At 37.4% G+C, this 17,279-nt stretch carries 16 protein-coding genes; 7 read left to right on the forward strand and 9 right to left on the reverse strand.

What is annotated here, in order from left to right:
• Positions 1–4: 4 nt before the first annotated feature.
• The 5 genes from ACZZZI_RS05930 to hemA form a co-directional block, all read right to left on the reverse strand.
• Positions 5–871, reverse strand: coding sequence for a sensor histidine kinase (locus tag ACZZZI_RS05930; protein WP_344765878.1), 867 nt, complete (start codon positions 869–871; stop codon positions 5–7).
• Between the two features lie 359 nt (positions 872–1,230).
• Positions 1,231–2,601 carry a glutamate-1-semialdehyde 2,1-aminomutase gene (gene hemL, locus ACZZZI_RS05935; RefSeq protein ID WP_463488928.1) on the reverse strand — a complete coding sequence of 457 codons (1,371 nt, stop codon included), beginning with the start codon at positions 2,599–2,601 and terminating at the stop codon, positions 1,231–1,233.
• Positions 2,602–2,697: 96 nt separating this feature from the next.
• Positions 2,698–3,666, reverse strand: coding sequence for a porphobilinogen synthase (gene hemB, locus ACZZZI_RS05940; RefSeq protein WP_463488929.1), 969 nt, complete (start codon positions 3,664–3,666; stop codon positions 2,698–2,700).
• A gap of 417 nt (positions 3,667–4,083) precedes the next feature.
• Positions 4,084–5,664, reverse strand: a complete 1,581-nt coding sequence (hemC, locus tag ACZZZI_RS05945) for a hydroxymethylbilane synthase (RefSeq protein ID WP_424058733.1) — start codon at positions 5,662–5,664, stop codon at positions 4,084–4,086.
• A gap of 460 nt (positions 5,665–6,124) precedes the next feature.
• Entirely contained in the window at positions 6,125–7,351 is a 1,227-nt protein-coding gene (gene hemA, locus ACZZZI_RS05950) for a glutamyl-tRNA reductase (RefSeq protein WP_424058731.1), read from the reverse strand.
• Between the two features lie 103 nt (positions 7,352–7,454).
• Between hemA and ACZZZI_RS05955 the strand changes: the two genes are divergently transcribed.
• Entirely contained in the window at positions 7,455–7,868 is a 414-nt protein-coding gene (locus tag ACZZZI_RS05955; RefSeq protein ID WP_463488930.1) for a DoxX family protein, read from the forward strand.
• Here ACZZZI_RS05955 and ACZZZI_RS05960 read toward each other — a convergent pair.
• Positions 7,776–8,006, reverse strand: coding sequence for a hypothetical protein (locus ACZZZI_RS05960; protein ID WP_463491816.1), 231 nt, complete (start codon positions 8,004–8,006; stop codon positions 7,776–7,778). The genes ACZZZI_RS05955 and ACZZZI_RS05960 overlap by 93 nt on opposite strands.
• Before the next feature lie 144 nt (positions 8,007–8,150).
• On the opposite strand from ACZZZI_RS05960, the gene ACZZZI_RS05965 reads away from it, so the two are divergent.
• From ACZZZI_RS05965 to pruA, 3 genes are all read left to right on the forward strand, one after another.
• Entirely contained in the window at positions 8,151–8,975 is an 825-nt protein-coding gene (locus ACZZZI_RS05965; RefSeq protein ID WP_344765870.1) for an alpha/beta hydrolase family protein, read from the forward strand.
• A 250-nt stretch (positions 8,976–9,225) separates the two neighbouring features.
• Positions 9,226–10,365 (forward strand): sterol desaturase family protein, encoded by a 1,140-nt coding sequence (locus ACZZZI_RS05970; protein ID WP_463488931.1) that lies wholly within the window; start codon positions 9,226–9,228, stop codon positions 10,363–10,365.
• 154 nt (positions 10,366–10,519) lie between these two features.
• Positions 10,520–12,154: an L-glutamate gamma-semialdehyde dehydrogenase gene (gene pruA / locus ACZZZI_RS05975; RefSeq protein WP_316763620.1), complete on the forward strand. Its 1,635-nt coding sequence runs from the start codon at positions 10,520–10,522 to the stop codon at positions 12,152–12,154.
• 269 nt (positions 12,155–12,423) lie between these two features.
• Here the strand turns inward: pruA and ACZZZI_RS05980 are convergent, their stop codons facing one another.
• Positions 12,424–13,185 (reverse strand): response regulator transcription factor, encoded by a 762-nt coding sequence (locus ACZZZI_RS05980; protein ID WP_463488932.1) that lies wholly within the window; start codon positions 13,183–13,185, stop codon positions 12,424–12,426.
• Positions 13,186–13,318: 133 nt separating this feature from the next.
• Between ACZZZI_RS05980 and ACZZZI_RS05985 the strand changes: the two genes are divergently transcribed.
• From ACZZZI_RS05985 to ACZZZI_RS05995, 3 genes are all read left to right on the forward strand, one after another.
• Complete coding sequence (locus ACZZZI_RS05985; protein WP_344765868.1) at positions 13,319–13,519, forward strand: hypothetical protein; 201 nt, start codon at positions 13,319–13,321, stop codon at positions 13,517–13,519.
• A gap of 5 nt (positions 13,520–13,524) precedes the next feature.
• Complete coding sequence (locus tag ACZZZI_RS05990; RefSeq protein WP_463488933.1) at positions 13,525–14,244, forward strand: DUF3667 domain-containing protein; 720 nt, start codon at positions 13,525–13,527, stop codon at positions 14,242–14,244.
• Positions 14,245–14,574: 330 nt separating this feature from the next.
• Positions 14,575–14,850 carry a hypothetical protein gene (locus ACZZZI_RS05995; protein ID WP_316764465.1) on the forward strand — a complete coding sequence of 92 codons (276 nt, stop codon included), beginning with the start codon at positions 14,575–14,577 and terminating at the stop codon, positions 14,848–14,850.
• 46 nt (positions 14,851–14,896) lie between these two features.
• Here ACZZZI_RS05995 and can read toward each other — a convergent pair whose 3' ends face one another.
• The gene (gene can, locus ACZZZI_RS06000) at positions 14,897–15,553 is read right to left on the reverse strand and encodes a carbonate dehydratase (RefSeq protein ID WP_344765866.1); all 657 of its coding nucleotides are present in this window, start codon (positions 15,551–15,553) and stop codon (positions 14,897–14,899) included.
• A gap of 4 nt (positions 15,554–15,557) precedes the next feature.
• Positions 15,558–17,162: a SulP family inorganic anion transporter gene (locus ACZZZI_RS06005; protein ID WP_316764470.1), complete on the reverse strand. Its 1,605-nt coding sequence runs from the start codon at positions 17,160–17,162 to the stop codon at positions 15,558–15,560.
• Between the last annotated feature and the right edge of the window lie 117 nt (positions 17,163–17,279).

The raw sequence follows: 17,279 nt of genomic DNA on the forward strand, positions 1-17,279 counted from the left end.
GAGATTAACTAAATGTTACTTCAAAAATACTTCCTTGAGGCAAATTGTCTTTTACTGTAATATCTGCATCATGGTATTGTAAAACCTCTTTCACAATAAACAAGCCTAAACCTGTTCCTTTCGCTTTCCTGACATTCTCGTTACCAACTCGGTAAAACTTATCAAATATCAACATTTTTTCGGCATCTGAAATACCTGGTCCTTTATCAATCACACTCAGTTGAATATGCCCGTCAACTTGGCCTAAAAGCACATTTATCTCATCACAAGGACTTGAATACTTAACCGCATTTTCAATCAAATTCGTCACAACTGACGATAAGGCAAACTTGTCACCCATTAACTGCAAATTTGGCTGAATTTGCGCATTGATCAGTTGCTCGTTTCCGCAAGAGTGAACCTGCAACCGATCCGTAATTTTATAAACCAGTTCCGAAAAATTAAATTCCTCTTTCGGAAAAGTGTAAGAACGATTTTCAATCTTGGTTGCTAACAACATATTTTCAACCAAATCATCCAAACGCTCAATATCTTTTAACGAATTATTTAAAAGCGAAACCTGTCGGGCCTTATCTAAATCTCTTTTAACAATGGTTTGGATAGAAAGTTTTATCGCAGCCAAAGGCGATTTCAACTCATGGGTAATCGACATCAAAAAATTCTGCTGTTGCTCTCTTAGTTTATCTTCGCGTTTTAATGATTGATGGAGAAAATAACCGCCAATACAAAGCAGAAACAAAAACACCGAGCCCTCCCCCATAATCATCGTCATGCGACTCGGCTGCAAACGCACCACCAAAGTACCCCAAGAAATGAGCTGAATCAATGCGTAAAGTAGTAACGCGTAAAATATGATAATGGATTTCTTCATCTGTCTTTACCAGGATTTTTATGATTTAAGGATTTTAAGATATTATTCCTTAGATGCTAAATGATATTATTTATCGCATGGTTCGTGTCCTCACGAAACGTTTATTTGTCATACTCAGCGTTGAAGTATGGAAAGCAATTTTTGTTTATTTGGTTATTTCAGTCTCCATGATTCGTGTCCTTACGAAACATTTTTTTTGTTTTCTTATATGCCTTATATGGTTGAAAAACTTTTTCCACTCTCCCGAATCGCCACGGTTCGTGTCTTCACGAAAAATTTGTTTGTTTTCTTATATTCTTATATGGTTAAAAAACTCTTTCCACTCTTTAAAAACCTCGGTGCCCTCCTTAGTTAAAAACCTATTTCTTAAACACCAAATCAAGCGCCTCAAAAATCGCTCTCTTCGCTTTCTCCAATTCTGTCTTCGTATGTGCTGAAGATACGAAACCAACCTCATATCCCGATGGACCTAAATAAACCCCACGGTTCAATAATTCGCGGTGCATTACCTTGAATTTCTCCATGCTACCCGCATCAATATCATCAGCCGATTGAATTTTATCCTTATCCGTAAAAGCGAACCAGAAAATAGAACCGACCGTAAACACTTTAAATTTATAATTTCTAGCAGTTGCAAAACGCTGAATACTAGCTACAAAATCTTGGGTTTTATTATTTAAGTCCTTGTAAAAGCTAGATTTATTTAGCTCTGTTAGGGTTGCGATTCCCGCAGCCATCGCCACTGGATTGCCAGACAAAGTACCCGCTTGGTAAACGCCGCCATCAGGTGAAATGTGCGCCATAATTTCAGCCCTCGCACCGTACATACCTACAGGTAAACCACCACCGATAATTTTTCCGTAAGTTACAATATCAGGTGTGATGCCATAATATGCAGCAGCGCCCTCAAAACCAACACGGAAACCAGTAATCACTTCATCAAAAATTAAAAGCGAATTATTTTCCTTACAAATTTTGCTTAAGAAATGAATGTATTCTTCATCCTGCAAAATTAAGCCATTGTTGGCAGGAATTCCCTCAATAATAACCGCAGCAATCTGGTCATTAAATTGAATGAAAGCTTGTTCAATTGCCCCTTTATCATTTAAAGGAATCACAATGGTCTCTTCAGCAAAAGATTTTGGCACACCAGCAGAAGAAGTTTCCCCAAAAGTAACTAAACCCGAACCTGCTTTAACCAGAAGCGAATCGCTATGACCGTGGTAACACCCCTCGAATTTCAAAATTTTATCTCTTCCAGTAAAGCCTCTTGCCAAACGAATCGCCGACATTACCGCCTCTGTACCAGAACTTGTGAAACGAATTTTCTCAACAAAACGATTGTTCTTGATAATCAACTCTGCCAGTTCATTTTCCAAAGCTGTGGGTGCGCCAAAGCTCATTCCATTTTGCATCACCTCAGTCACTTTCTCGCGTATTTTCGGGTTATTATGCCCTAAAATCAGCGGACCCCAACTTGCGCAAAAATCAATAAACTGGTTTCCATCAGCATCCCAAATGTAGCAACCATCGCCTTTTTCGATAAAAAGTGGCGTACCATAAACAGATTTGAAGGCCCTAACAGGCGAGTTTACCCCACCAGGGAAATACGTTTTCGATTTCTCATATAACTCCGCAGATTTTACACGCGAAATATCAGGTTTACTTCCTGTATTCACTGGAATATCGGCCTCATTGCCTGAAAACATTTTCTTTAATGAATCTAACATTTTTATTAAGCTTAAAGCTGAAAGACTAAAGCTGAAAGTGAATATAAAGCGTTATAAAGTGGCTTCGATCTTTCGGCTTAAAGCTTTCAGCTCAAATTACATCCAATCGTTATTTAAAATATCTTTAATATGGTAAGTGGTAATAATGCTTGCTCCTGATCTTGCAAAGGCATGCATGGTTTCCATAACCACTTTTTGTTCGTCAATCCAGCCCCGTTCAGCAGCAGCTTTAACCATCGAATATTCGCCAGAAACATTGTAAACCGCAATTGGTAAGTTGGTATCTTGTTTCAAACGTTGAATAATATCCAGATAAGCCAAACCAGGTTTAACCATCAAAACATCCGCACCCTCTTGTTCATCCAACTGCGCTTCACGTAAAGCTTCCAAAGGATTTCTAAAATCCATTTGATATGCTTTTCTATCGCCTTTACTTGGAGCACAATCGGCAGCTTCTCTAAACGGACCATAATAAGCCGATGCAAACTTTGTGGCATGACTCATAATGGCCGCATTTACAAAACCATTTTCATCTAAAAGATTACGCATGGCTTCAATTCTGCCATCCATCATATCCGATGGGGCAAACATATCTGCACCCGCTTGCGCATGTGTTAAAGCCATTTTCGCAATCACATTAACTGTTTTATCATTTTGAACATAATCGTTTTCCATAATTCCGCAGTGACCGTGACTCGTATAAGAACAAACGCAAACGTCAGTAATTACATATAAATCTTCGCCGAATTGTTTTTTCAATTCACGAACCGCCGTTGGCACTAACGAATGGTCGTGATAAGCAGATTTCGCATCAGCCGATTTTTCATCGCCAACACCAAAAAGCATGATTTTATTCAGGCCCTTTTTCATTCCAGCTTCCACATCCTTAACCAAAGTGTCAACCGAATAGTGGTTTACACCAGGCATGGCATCAATTGCATGTGTAACATTCGTTCCTGGCACCACAAAATAAGGGTACACAAACATATCTTTCGATAGTCGAGTTTCGGCTACCATCTCTCTAACCAACGGGTTTTTCCTTAATCTTCGCGGACGATGTAACATCTTATTTTATATCAAGTATTTAGTATCAAGTATCAAGACTTGAGTATTGTATATTTTTCGGAGCATCATGGTTAGTGTCCTCACGAAACATTTTTATTTTTAGAGCGCAATAGAAATATGAAAAGCAATTTCAGTAATGCCTCGATAATTACAGTCCTCACCAATATTGTCGAGGATTGTAACCTTTTTTAACATGCGTCATACTGATGCACGAAGAATATGCTTCATCAGCTGCAGATACTTCGTTCATAAGCAAGATCGTCAATTCAGGGTATGCTGCAATAAAATGCATCTTTTTTCTGCTCGTTTCTAATTCCTCTCTTCCAGAGAAGTGTCCCGCAGGACCGGGTGTTTCTTTACCTTCTGAAACTTCCTTTCTGCCCCCAAAGTCTTCGCTTAAAGCTTTCAGCTGAGCTTCTACCTAATCTCTATCCCAAAAACTGCTTCCGACAATCCGATTTCATCAGGGGAATATGGCAAAGCATATTTTACGCCCATTTCGTCGAATTTTTTACCTGTAGAATTACCAATAGCAATCACTTGCTGACCAGGTTCCAATAAATTATCAGCGAAATATGCATCAACATTCGATGGACTAGTAAAAATCAGCACATCCGCATAACTTTGGTCTATATTTTCTTCTATTACCGTTTCGTAAATTGGTAAGTCGATGATTTTCGCATCCGCTGGCAAAGATTTTTGAATCGACTGTAAAGAATCTTGTGCTCTTGGAAACAATACATTCTTGCTAGAAACTAATCTTGCAAAATCTTCTGCCACTTCTGAAATATCACCGCTAGTACCAACAAAATCTGCGAAATGCCCAAACTTACGTAAGGCGTCTTCAGACCCTCTGCCTACTACACCAAATTGTGTTTTCTTTGGTAACTGCGGCTTTAAATTGAAGAAATACTCAACACTGTTTCGGCTACTGAAGAAAATCCAGTCAATATTCTTTAATATAAACTGATCTAAAACAGTAACGATTGGAAATGTACGAATTAACGAACGTCCCTCTATTTCTATATTATTACTTTCTAAAGCTTTACGGAAATAACTATGTTCACCAATTTCACGAGAGATGAAAACCTTTGCAGGTTTCTTTCTTTCCTTGTCAAATTTGGCTACAATTTTTTCGGCTAAACCCTCTGTCGTTTCCGAACGTAGAAACAAACGCTCGGGAAAATCATCGGCAGTTTCTGCTTTTGAAGTCCACACTTCGAATTGGCCGTCTTCTTTTTTGCAGTAACAACCTAAAGGCATGTGGCAACCGCCCTCAAAAATATTTAATACTTTACGTTCTACTCCAACTTCCTCCGCTGTTGCTGGGTCGTGGAGTTTTTGTAAAGCATCAAAAAGTTCATGATCATTTTCTCTGATTTGAATAGCCAAAGCACCTTGTGCAGGCGCTGGAACAAATTCAGTTGGTTCTAATTCCTCTACATGAAATTCACTTACATCTAAACCTAAACGCTTAATACCTGCTTTCGCCAGCATAATAGCATCATAATTTTCATCGCGAAGTTTTTGAATGCGGGTTGGAACGTTTCCACGTAAATCTTCAATTTCTAAATCAGAGCGCAAACCTAAAAGCTGCGCTTTTCTTCTGTTTGAAGAAGTACCTACCATTGCCCCTTTTTTCAAAGAAAGCTTCTGCGAAACATCAACGCAATCTTTTAAAATCAAAAGATATTCTGTTGCTTCTTCACGAGTTGGAATTGCAGCGATAGTTAACCCAGCAGGATGATTAGTTGGTAAATCTTTCAGGCAATGAACCGCCAAATCGATTGTTCCAGCTAAAAGCTCTTCTTCCAATTCTTTGGTAAAAAAGCCTTTTCCCTCTAATTTATCTAAACGTAAATTCAGGATTTTATCGCCCTGCGTTTTAATAATTTTAATTTCTGCTTCAATTCCAATAGCCGCCAATTCACTTTGAATGTGATTTGCCTGCCATAGTGCAAGTTCGCTACCGCGTGTTCCGATGGTTAATTTCTTCACTGTAAACTTTTAATGTGTCGCAAATTTAAGGTAAATAGTGCTTATACCATAAATTGTTTAAAAATGAGACAGTGAGGTTACATAATTGGTTAAAGCTGAAAGTTAAAAGAATTCTTAATTTTCTAATTAAATTGAGGTGAATTCCCCCTTTTTTGAAGGGGTGACCGCATGGCGGGGTGGTTCTTGAGCTAAAAGTACTGTATCTACCTCAACTAAACCTGACTGCATTGGAAATCCGTTTTTATAGGAAGCCTGAATATCCTGTCATGCTGAGGCACGAGCATCTGCAACCGATCAAACAGATTTTTTGTAACTCGGAATCACAGAAGCATAGAAGATTGCTTTTCCAATTAATTTAACCATTAAGGAATTAAGAAAAATTAAGCCTAGGAATAGTAAAGACTCGACACGTTAAGATTGCTACAAATCTAGAATGACGACCATAACAAAAACGGTTGAATTAAGATTGATTAACTAAAATTTCTTTAGCCATAATCATTGGAACGCTAATACATTTTTTCTCCATGTAATTCATTACACGTTCCAAAACTTCACGAGAAGCCTCGTCCATCTGACTAATTTCATCGGCAAACACACCATTAAGTGCTGTGTTTTTAATTTCTTTAATCTTGCGGGGAACATCTTGCATAGCTAATTCGATGCGGCGCTGTTTTAAAACCGTAAAAAACTCGGTAATGTTATTGCTAATAATATCTTCGGCATGCACCAATTCGTTGTAACGTTCCTGAATGTTTTTGCGGGCAACCTCTTTTAAAGATTCAACCTCGATGTAATGAACGGGATTGTTGTGGATAACCGCTGGAGCAACATCATTTGGAATGGCCAAATCAACAATTACCTTTTTACCCGTATCGCCGCTAAGCAATTTGGCATAAAGCTCTTCGTCAATGATAGCCTCGGTAGAACCAGTACAAGTAATAATCACATCAAACCCTTCGGTAAAAGTTTCTAATGCACTTAAATGATAGGCATTACCATTTAACTCTTCAGCCAAAGTTTCGGCCTTAGAAAGCGTACGATTGAAAACTGAAAAATTAGAGTACTTATGCTTATTCAGGTATTTTGCAATATTCTGGTTGGTTTCGCCAGCGCCAATAATTAATACGCGTGAATTGCCACACATATTTAATTCTTTTAGCTTACGATAAGCCAACGAAACAACAGAAACTGGATTTTTTGAAATATTGGTGTGCGTGTAAACCTCTTTTGCCGTTTTCACTACCCGCTCCATAATCATACGCATATAATCGCCCGTAAAACCTGCATCACGGCAGTTTTCGTAAGCTTTACGTATTTGAGCAAGAATTTCTTTTTCGCCAACAACCAAACTTTCTAAAGAACAAGAAGTTCTGAGCAAGTGATTAAAAGCCTCCTCATTTTCGTAAACGGTAACATTATCAAGGAAACGCTCCATAAACTCAGGAGGCAACCCCATATCTAAAACCGTTAGAAATTTAGTGATAAATTCTTTATCGGTTTTTTCTTTGGTAAGGAAAACGAACTCTACACGGTTACAGGTACCAAGATAGAAAATTTCACTAACAGGAAGTTCCGTTTGAATATTCTTCAACCTGCTATCTAAACTCTGGTCACAAATAACTAATTTCCCTAAAGATTTCAGGTCGATGTGGTGATGCGTAAAAGCTATTACTTTTAAATATTCCAAGTGCTCCGTTGTTAACTATTATCGGGATACAAAAGTAACACGGTTAACGCATGTCACCGTCATTAATCTGTAATATACATCAATTTAGAACGGTTTTAAATAAATGCAAAACACTGACAATCCTTCCCCAGCTTTTAAAATCTTTCGGTGCATTTATGCCTTATTCTACATTGCAGCAGGCTTTAACCATTTTCGATCCACCCAAGGTTATTACGCAATTATGCCCGAATGGTTGCCCGCCCAAAAATTTTTAATTTACTTATCGGGCATTTCTGAAATTACTTTTGGTTTTATGCTGCTTTTTAAGCGAACGCAAAAACTTGCCGCATGGCTAATTATCTTAATGCTTCTAGCCTTCATGCCCGCCCATATTTACATGATTCAGAAAGCACCATTTATGTTAAGATCAATTGAAATTACACCATTAATAGCCTGGATCCGGATTCCTTTTCAAGCATTTTTCATATGGTGGGCGTGGATTTACACCATTAGTTACACGGAGCCTGTCGAAGTATGAAAAGCAAAGGCAGTGGTTTTCTTTTATTTCATCAAAAGCATCACTCGCTTTTTGCGTAAATTCATTCAATTTGCCTTTTAAATTATCAAAAAATCCATTTTCTGATTCTTGATTTGGGGTTTGGTTTTCTTTAGCCATATTCGTTTTTTAAGCAGAATAAATCAAGCCATATACGAATAAAAAAAGGATAAATATATTTCACTTCAAAAACACAAGACAGAGCAACCCGAACAACAAATTCTGGTTTTGTAGGTTTATATTTATATACCAATACCTTAAATTATGATTAAACAAAATGATTTTAGCCTAAGCGGCGCTGATGGAAAATTAATTATTGGCGATATTACATTTGATGATAAAAACCCAAATACGCCAATTGTACTTTTTGTTCATGGGTTTAAAGGCTTTAAAGATTGGGGCGCACATAATTTAGTTGCCCGCCACTTTGCAGCCAACGGTTATCGCTACATAAAATTCAATTTCACATACAGTGGTGTACCCGCAAGCAATCCAAAAGACGTGACCGACTTAGATGGTTTTGCAAATAATACCGTTTCGAAAGAGCTTTTTGATTTGAATGAAGTTTTGAATTACATAGAAAAAGCATACGGTAAAGAAACCCCAGTAAACCTAATTGGCCATAGTCGCGGTGGCGGGTTAAGCATTATAGAAGCGGCCAACGATTTAAGAATTAACAAATTGATTTCCTGGAGCGCCATTACCGATTTTAGCTCTTTATGGAAAAAGGACCAGGAAGCAGAATGGTTAAAAACAGGAAAAATCTATGTAACCAATGCCCGCACAAAAGAGCAAATGCCCTTAAATAAAACCTTGCTCGAAGATTTTCAAGAAAATGCTGATACACTTAACATCATCGATGCTGCAAAACGCATCAACATTCCCTGGTTAATTGTACAGGGCGATGATGATGTAAATGTTCCTTTTGAAAATGCACAAAAACTTGCAGATGCAAATCCATCCAGTAGATTAGTTAAAATCGAAGGCGCAAATCATGTGTATGGAGCCAGTCATCCCTACGAAAGTGAAACCTTACCGCCACTATTGTTTAAAGTTTGCGAGAAATGTCTGGTGTTTTTAAAAGAGTAGCAGAAAATGAATTAATAAAAAGAATTCCAAACGAGGCTGTGTTATATAGAAATATCAGTCTCGTTTTATTTTTTAGGCGCCTTGAAACGCTTTAAATTTCAAAATAAAGAAAAGAAACCTTCCATATATTTTTGCAAATGAAGGAATTACAAATTGTTGAATGTGAGTGCTAAAAAATCATTTATTGTTTTTGATGTAAGACATCATTCCAAATTTTTGCTATACTTGTTCTCAAACAAAACATACATTAATGTCTCCAAATAAACGTTTAGTAGTCGGCCAAGGACAAATTAGTGGCTACATCTCCATCTTTTTAGCGGCTTTAGCCCTGCTTGGAATTCTCTGCTTTCACTATCCAGAAAAATTAACCACCCCAGAATTTAGAGAAATTTACACCAAAGACAGTATGGAAGTGCTCATGCTTGGTGGCGTAATTGCTTCCTTCTTTTTTGCTGCTTTAAGTGTGGTACTAAGCAAAAAACTGAAATGGGGTTGGCCAGGTTTTTTACTTGCAGCCTTAGCTGTAATTTTAGGCGCACTAAGTGTCGAAGGTAGAGATGTTGTAAAATCGAACTGGCATTTTGGTCTAGACTGGATGATATTGGATTTACTTTTAATGGTTGCTATTTTTGTTCCGCTCGAATTGTTTTTTCCGAAAAATAACGAGCAAACCAAATTCCATGAAGAGTGGCGAACCGATTTAACTTACTTTGTAATTAGTCATTTGTTTATTCAGTTTTTTGGTATTGTAACGCAAAAACCTGCTGTATTGTTTTTCGGCTGGATGGGTCTAGATCAACTGCACATCTGGGTACAAGGCTTGCCTTTTATTGTTGCGTTATTCTTGGCTTTTTTCGCTACCGACTTATTTCAATATTGGGCGCACCGCTTTTTTCACACTAGAGTTTCTTTATGGCGTTTTCACTCTATACACCATTCTACACAAAATATGGACTGGCTGGCAGGAAGCCGAACGCATTTTATTGATATCTTCTTTACCCGAGCAATGACATTTATTCCATTGTATATTTTAGGTTTTTCATCTACAGTATTTAATGTTTATATCATTTTCATTGCCATTCATGCCGTATTAATTCATGCCAATACGAGGATAAATTTTGGCCCATTGAAATACATTTTTACCACCCCTCAATACCACCATTGGCACCATTGCGAAGACCCTAAATATTATGGGCATAACTTTGCATCGATATTCCCTTTTATTGATATGATATTTGGAACATATTACCTACCAGGCAAAGATTGGCCAGCTGGGACTGGCGTTCATGAAGCAGAATATCCAAAAGGCTTTGTGAAACAAACCATTTATCCTTTTACGAAAAGCCCTTTTGATACGGATTTGAATATGGAGGAACGCAGTGATCGATAGATTAACTTATGGAGCATACTAACTGTCATCCCGATGAGATAAATAGATTCTGATGATAAAAATCAATCAAACGTTTGCCCCATTTTCTTTACAGAATAATAGAATTGCCTTCGTGTAAAAGCCTTATCTTTGCGCAACTCATAAAAAATACACTATGCTTAAAGGATTTTTTAACGTACCAACTCCGGTAAACGAACCTATATTAAATTACGGTCCAGGCAGTAAAGAGCGTGCTCTTCTAAAAGAAGCACTTGCTGAAGCTCGCTCGCACCAACAAGACATCCCGATGTATATTGGAGGCAAACAAGTACATACCACTAAAAAGGGTAAAGTTGTTCCACCACACGATCATCAACATATATTAGCGCAATATAGTATTGGCGACAAAACCCATGTTGCGCAAGCTATTGATGCCGCTTTAGCTGCGAAAGAAGATTGGGAAAACCTTTCTTGGGAGCACAGAGCAGCAATCTTTTTAAAGGCAGCTGATTTAATTGCAGGTAAATACCGTTATAAATTAAACGCGGCTACCATGCTTGGCCAAAGCAAAAATGCTTATCAGGCAGAAATAGATGCGGCTTGCGAATTAATTGATTTCTTGCGTTTTAACGTAAGTTACATGAGTGATATTTACAAACAACAACCTCCTGTTTCGCCTCGTGGAAACTGGAACCGTGTAGAGCAACGCCCCTTAGAAGGTTTCGTATTCGCACTTACGCCCTTCAACTTCACAGCTATTGCTGCTAACTTACCTGCTTCGGCAGCGATGATGGGTAATGTTGTAGTATGGAAAGCAGCAGATACACAAGTTTATGCAGCCAATCTGTTAATGGAAATTTTTCGCGAAGCGGGTTTACCTGATGGTGTAATCAACCTGGTTTATGCTGATGGACCAGAAACTGGCGAGGTAATTTTCAATCACCCTGATTTTGCAGGTATTCACTTTACAGGTTCTACAAAAGTATTTCAGGAAATCTGGAAAACAATAGGCACCAACATCCACAAGTATAAATCGTACCCTCGCATTGTGGGCGAAACTGGTGGTAAAGATTTTATTTTAGTACACCCTTCGGCGCAGGTTGATATTGCAAACACGGCAATTGTTCGTGGTGCTTTCGAATATCAGGGACAAAAATGTTCGGCTGCGAGTCGTGTTTACATTGCCGAAAGCTTATGGCCAGAAATTAAAAAACAAATGTTACGCGATTTAGCAACATTTAAAATGGGCGGGACGGAAGATTTCAGTAATTTTATTAATGCCGTGATCGATGAGCGCTCATTCGATAAATTAGCTAAATATATCGACCAGGCGAAGAAAGATAAAGGTGTAGAAATTATTGCTGGTGGTAACTACGATAAGAGCAAAGGTTATTTTGTTGAGCCAACTGTTTTAGTGGTTGATGACCCGAAATATACAACCATGTGCGAAGAATTATTCGGCCCTGTATTAACCGTTTATGTTTATGCTGATCAGGATTTCGATTCGATTTTAAAGGTTATTGATACCACTTCACCATATGCATTAACAGGCGCTTTAATTGCACAGGATCGTTATGCGATTGATAAAGCAAGTCATGCATTACGCAACTCAGCTGGTAACTTCTACATTAACGATAAATGTACAGGTGCAGTTGTTGGTCAGCAACCATTTGGCGGCGCCAGAGGTTCGGGTACGAACGATAAAGCGGGTTCGATGATTAACTTATTACGTTGGGTTTCTCCACGTACCATTAAAGAGGTTTTCGAATCGCCAACTGATTATCGTTATCCTTTCTTAGCTGAAGATTAGTATTTCGATCTGTAACGACACAGTCCGACGATAGTATAAAAAACCTCTGAGCAATCAGGGGTTTTTCTTTTTTACAGAAATTTGGAAAGCAAAAACAGCATTAAGATTAAGGTTAGTCGGGCTTTATACTTTATCTTTTTAGCCTTATTCTTCGACTACGCTCAGAATGACAGGCTAAAAAGGATATCGTTTCAATCCTGTTTAAATGGCAAAGTATGTGCAACTATTTGGGGCTGCAAAGCTTAAATCCGTATCACTAATGGTTCTTTCTAAATTATTTTGTTGTTAACAGCGTAAGAAAGTGCTTCTACAATATTACCTACATTAAAGCTATCGAAAATTCTTCTTCGATAGTATTTTACGGTATCTGGCGCAACAAATATCTTATCAGCAATCTGGTTGATTGTTAAACCCTGGGCGTATAACCGTAAAACCTCTAATTCTCTTTCGTTGAGTTTTGGCTTTAGCACCTTACCCCAAATTCGGTTCTCCAGATTAAGTTTCCAAACCTCATCCGATCCCTGCTTATCGATAATGGCATTACCCGCATTTTGATTATTCGAAATCGCAACTAAACACATGGCTTTCCAGATTCTTCCGTCGTCAGTAAGAAAAAGAGGCGTAAGTTTATGATTAATTAAAACAGGTTTTCCATCCTTTTTAATCAGGTTGAAATCATAAGTAATGCTATAATTCTTTCTTTGCGATTCAGGTAATTTTGCAAAGAAATCAAACCCCGTTTCATTAATTAAAGTCAGTAATTTTAAATCACTTTCGGGCACGTTATTAAAATAAAATTCGTAACCCAATTCCAAAACTTCCTGCGCAGTATAACCACTTAAAAATAATGGGTTAGGCGAAACATATTCGAATTTCATTTGCGCATAATCGATTACATACACACTTTGATAGGTTAAACGGGCAAAAGCTTTAACCACTTCCAGATAATCAGTTAACTGTAGATTATTATCTGGCATTAACTGATTGATTTTATTTTTGGTAAGTAAACTTGTATTAACAGTTGTTTTCATTTAGCAAACTAAAATAGCAAAATTACACTAAAGTGTAGCGCCAATAAAATTTAGATCGGTTAAGTTCGCTCATCATTTACTAAACCAAAAAAACACTCTTAAGCTTAGTTTAAAAGCGTTAACCAAAAACAAAATGAAACTTAAAGGCCTTATCATTTCAGCAGGCATAATATGCACCATTCTGGTATGTGCAATTATGTACATCGTATTTATGAAAGGCAAATACGCTTTTGCCTTTTTACAAATTATAATTGCCCTGGTAATCATTTTTCTACCAACACTTAATAACTTTGAACAAGTTAGCATAGCGTTAAACTCATTTAATCTTAATTAACTTTGATGATACTTACTTGTACTAACTGTAGCAATGATTTTGCTGGTAAATATTGCAACAACTGTGCTCAGCCAGCACAATTAAAAAGAATCGACGGGCATTATATCCTTCACGAAATCGAACACATCCTGCATTTTGATAAGGGCATTTTATACACCATAAAAGCGTTACTGATCAGGCCAGGCAAAAGCATAAAAAGATTTATTTCCGATGATCGGAGCCGACTGGTAAAACCTGTTATCTTTATCATTATCACTTCCTTAATTTACACAACAATTAATCACTTTTTCCACATAGAGGATGGTTATATCAGTGTTCACGAAGTCAAAAGCAAGGCAATAACAAGCATTTTTGGCTGGATTCAAAGTCATTATGGCTATGCAAATATTATTATGGGGGTGTTTATTGCCGCCTGGCTAAAGTTGTTTTTCAGAAAGTATGACTATAATTTTTTCGAAATCTTAATTCTATTGTGCTTTGTTATCGGCGTAGCCATGTTAATTTTAGCACTTTTTGCACTAATTCAAGGTGTTACAAAAATTGGCCTAATGCAATATTCTGGCATGCTTTCATTTGGTTACATTAGCTGGGCAATTGGTCAGTTTTTCGATCAAAGAAAAATATCAAGCTATGTAAAAGCGCTTTTCGCATATGTATTAGGCATGCTTACCTCAATGATTACCGCAATACTAATAGGTTACCTTATTGATACGATATTTACGTAGTAATTTATTTTTTTAAGGCAAAAACCAGTACGAACATTAATCGGATTATAATAAATCTTTAGCCCTATTTTTCGACTGCACTCGAAAAGACAACTGAAAAAATGTTGTTTCAATCCCGTTTATGTAATAAAGTCTCTGCAACTATTTAGGGCTGCATGATGTAGAAAGCACATTCTTTAAACCTAAACCCGACAGCCGCGACAGCCCGAGTTTTTACCAGGGCTATACCAAATGACGGGACTTCAGCATCCTTAGCGCCTGAAGCATTTATTTCCAAATCCTTTAAAACTATAGTCATTTCCAACTGTTCTATAGCTAAATTATAATATCATGGAAAACGAGAAAAATAACAATGAGAATTTAAAAGATAAAAATGCAGACAATTCAGCCGATAAAACCAATATGCCCGATCAGTTGGTTCCTCGCCATCATAGCGATGAAAACCATGAAAAGAACAAAGTAAAATCGGATGCTGGAAACCTCGGAAGGAACTTTGGAAGAGGTGATTTCGGCTCAGAAGAAGCTCGAGAGGATGCCGAAAAGGGCAACAAGGGCCACGCAGGCAATATGCCAAATTCGGAGCAAAAACAAAGCCCCGATCAATAAAGACCAGGGCTTAACAAACAACTAAAAACTACATCTAAAGAGATGTTTAGCCAACCTTAAACGCAGGTGCAACGTCGTCTAGACAGGTACAGGTAACCTTCATATCTTTAATTATCCCTGTTTTTAAGCTATAAACCCAGGCATGTACGGCTAATTCCTGGCCATTGGCCCATGCAGCTTGTACAATTGAGGTATTCATAATATTTCCAGCGCCTTCTATGGCGTTTAATTCTACCAAACGATCAAACCTTTGGTCTGGATCTTTAATGGTGGCCATTTCACGTTCGTGGGTACGATATACATCGCGAATATTTCTTAACCAGTTATCAATAATACCAACTTGTTTATTGCCTAAAGCAGCTTTAACGCCACCGCAGCCATAATGGCCGCAAACAATTACATGTTTTACTTTTAATACGTTTACCGAATAATCTAAAACCGAAAGCATATTCATATCGGTATGCACAACAACATTTGCAATGTTTCTGTGTACAAATATATCTCCTGGCTTCGTATTGGTAATTTGATTTGCTGGCACACGGCTATCAGAACAACCAATCCATAATACTGGCGGACTTTGTCCATCGGAAAGTTTATCGAAAAAAGTAGGGTCCTGATCAATCACATCTTTCACCCAATCCTTATTTCCTTGTAATAAACTATCGTATGTTATATCTTTTGTTTCTATTGTCTTAGCGCACATAATTTTATTTATTAATGTCTTCTATTATTGTATTATTTAATTTTGGTACAGTATAATGTTTCTGTACACCTTCTAGAGTCACTATAATGCCTTTTGTATAGGCGTTATGTTTGTAGTTAAAAATGGTTTCCAATACATCAGGATCGATGTATCGGGCGTTAGAACCATCGATAATTACGTTTGTTTCACGAGGTATATTTGTTAAAACCACCTGTATTGCTGCTTTATTTAAGAAAGAAACCTCTTCAGCCAATTTAATTCGGATATTCTTTTTGTCGCCATCTTTGGTAATTCTGTAAAAGAAAGGATTACGCATATTTGTACGCAATAAGTAGAAAATCGATACGAGCATACCAACCGCTACACCTTTTAATAAATCGGTAAATAATACCGCTACTATCGTGATAACGAATGGTACAAACTGGCTCCAGCCTTTATGGTACATGTGTTTAAACAAAGCTATTCGGGTTAATTTATAACCTGTTACCAAGAGTATTGCCGCAAGACATGAAAGCGGAATCATATTAATAACCTGCGGAATAAATAACAGGGAAAGCAGTAACCAAACACCATGAAATATTGCCGACATTTTTGTTCGACCTCCAGCATTTACATTGGCAGAACTTCGTACAATAACCGATGTCATTGGTAAACCACCTACCATACCGCTGGCTATATTACCTAAACCTTGGGCAACTAATTCTCTGTTGGTTGGCGATACCCGTTTAATCGGATCGATTTTATCTATCGCTTCTATACTAAGTAAAGTTTCTAAACTGGCTACTACTGCAATAGTTAAGGCAACAATGTACACATCCTTATTAGCCAATTGAGAAAAATCGGGCATTGTAAATAAGCTAAAGAATTCGCTTGCACCACTAACAACAGGAATTTTTACAATTTGATCTGCCCGTAGCTGATAATTTGTTCCTGCAAAAAGAAAGCTTGCTGTTACTCCAAGTATAACAACTAAAAGCGGTGCAGGCACAATAGCTAGTTTTTTAAATTTAGGCCAGAAAATTAAAATACCGATTGATAATAAGCTAATAACAACTGCAGCTAAACTAAAATGACTAAAGGCAGCAGAAATTGCAGAAAAGGTATTTTCGTGGTCTTTCTGAAAGAAACCCTCGTCTCCACTAAAATCGCTATCTACCCCCAAAGCATGAGGCAACTGTTTAAGGATTAAAATTAAACCAATTGCGGCAAGCATTCCTTCTATAACACTCGAAGGAAAATAATTGCCAATTGTGCCAGCTTTAACCATGCCCAAAATTACCTGAAACACACCTGCTAAAACCACAGCTAACAAAAAGGTTGGATAACTTCCTAACGAGGTTATTGCACCTAACACAATAACGGTTAAACCCGCAGCGGGACCGCTAACGCTTAATTGTGATCCACTAAATGAAGCGACAACGATACCACCAATAATTCCGGTAATTAAACCAGCAAATAATGGTGCGCCCGAGGCAAGGGCAATACCTAAACACAGTGGCAATGCCACTAAAAAAACTACAATACTTGAAGGTAAATCTTTCTTTAAATTCTTTTTAAGAAAATATTTCTTCATGTCCGAGCCAGAAAAGGCTGGATTAAACTTTTGCATAATGATATAATTATCAGGTAAATTTTAACGAATAAATCGTGGGAAAATCCTTAATAATTTTTTCAAAAGAATAACATTATTAACGCGCTAAATAAACCCGAATTTTAATAATTAATT

The organism is Pedobacter sp. AC190, from assembly GCF_979258025.1.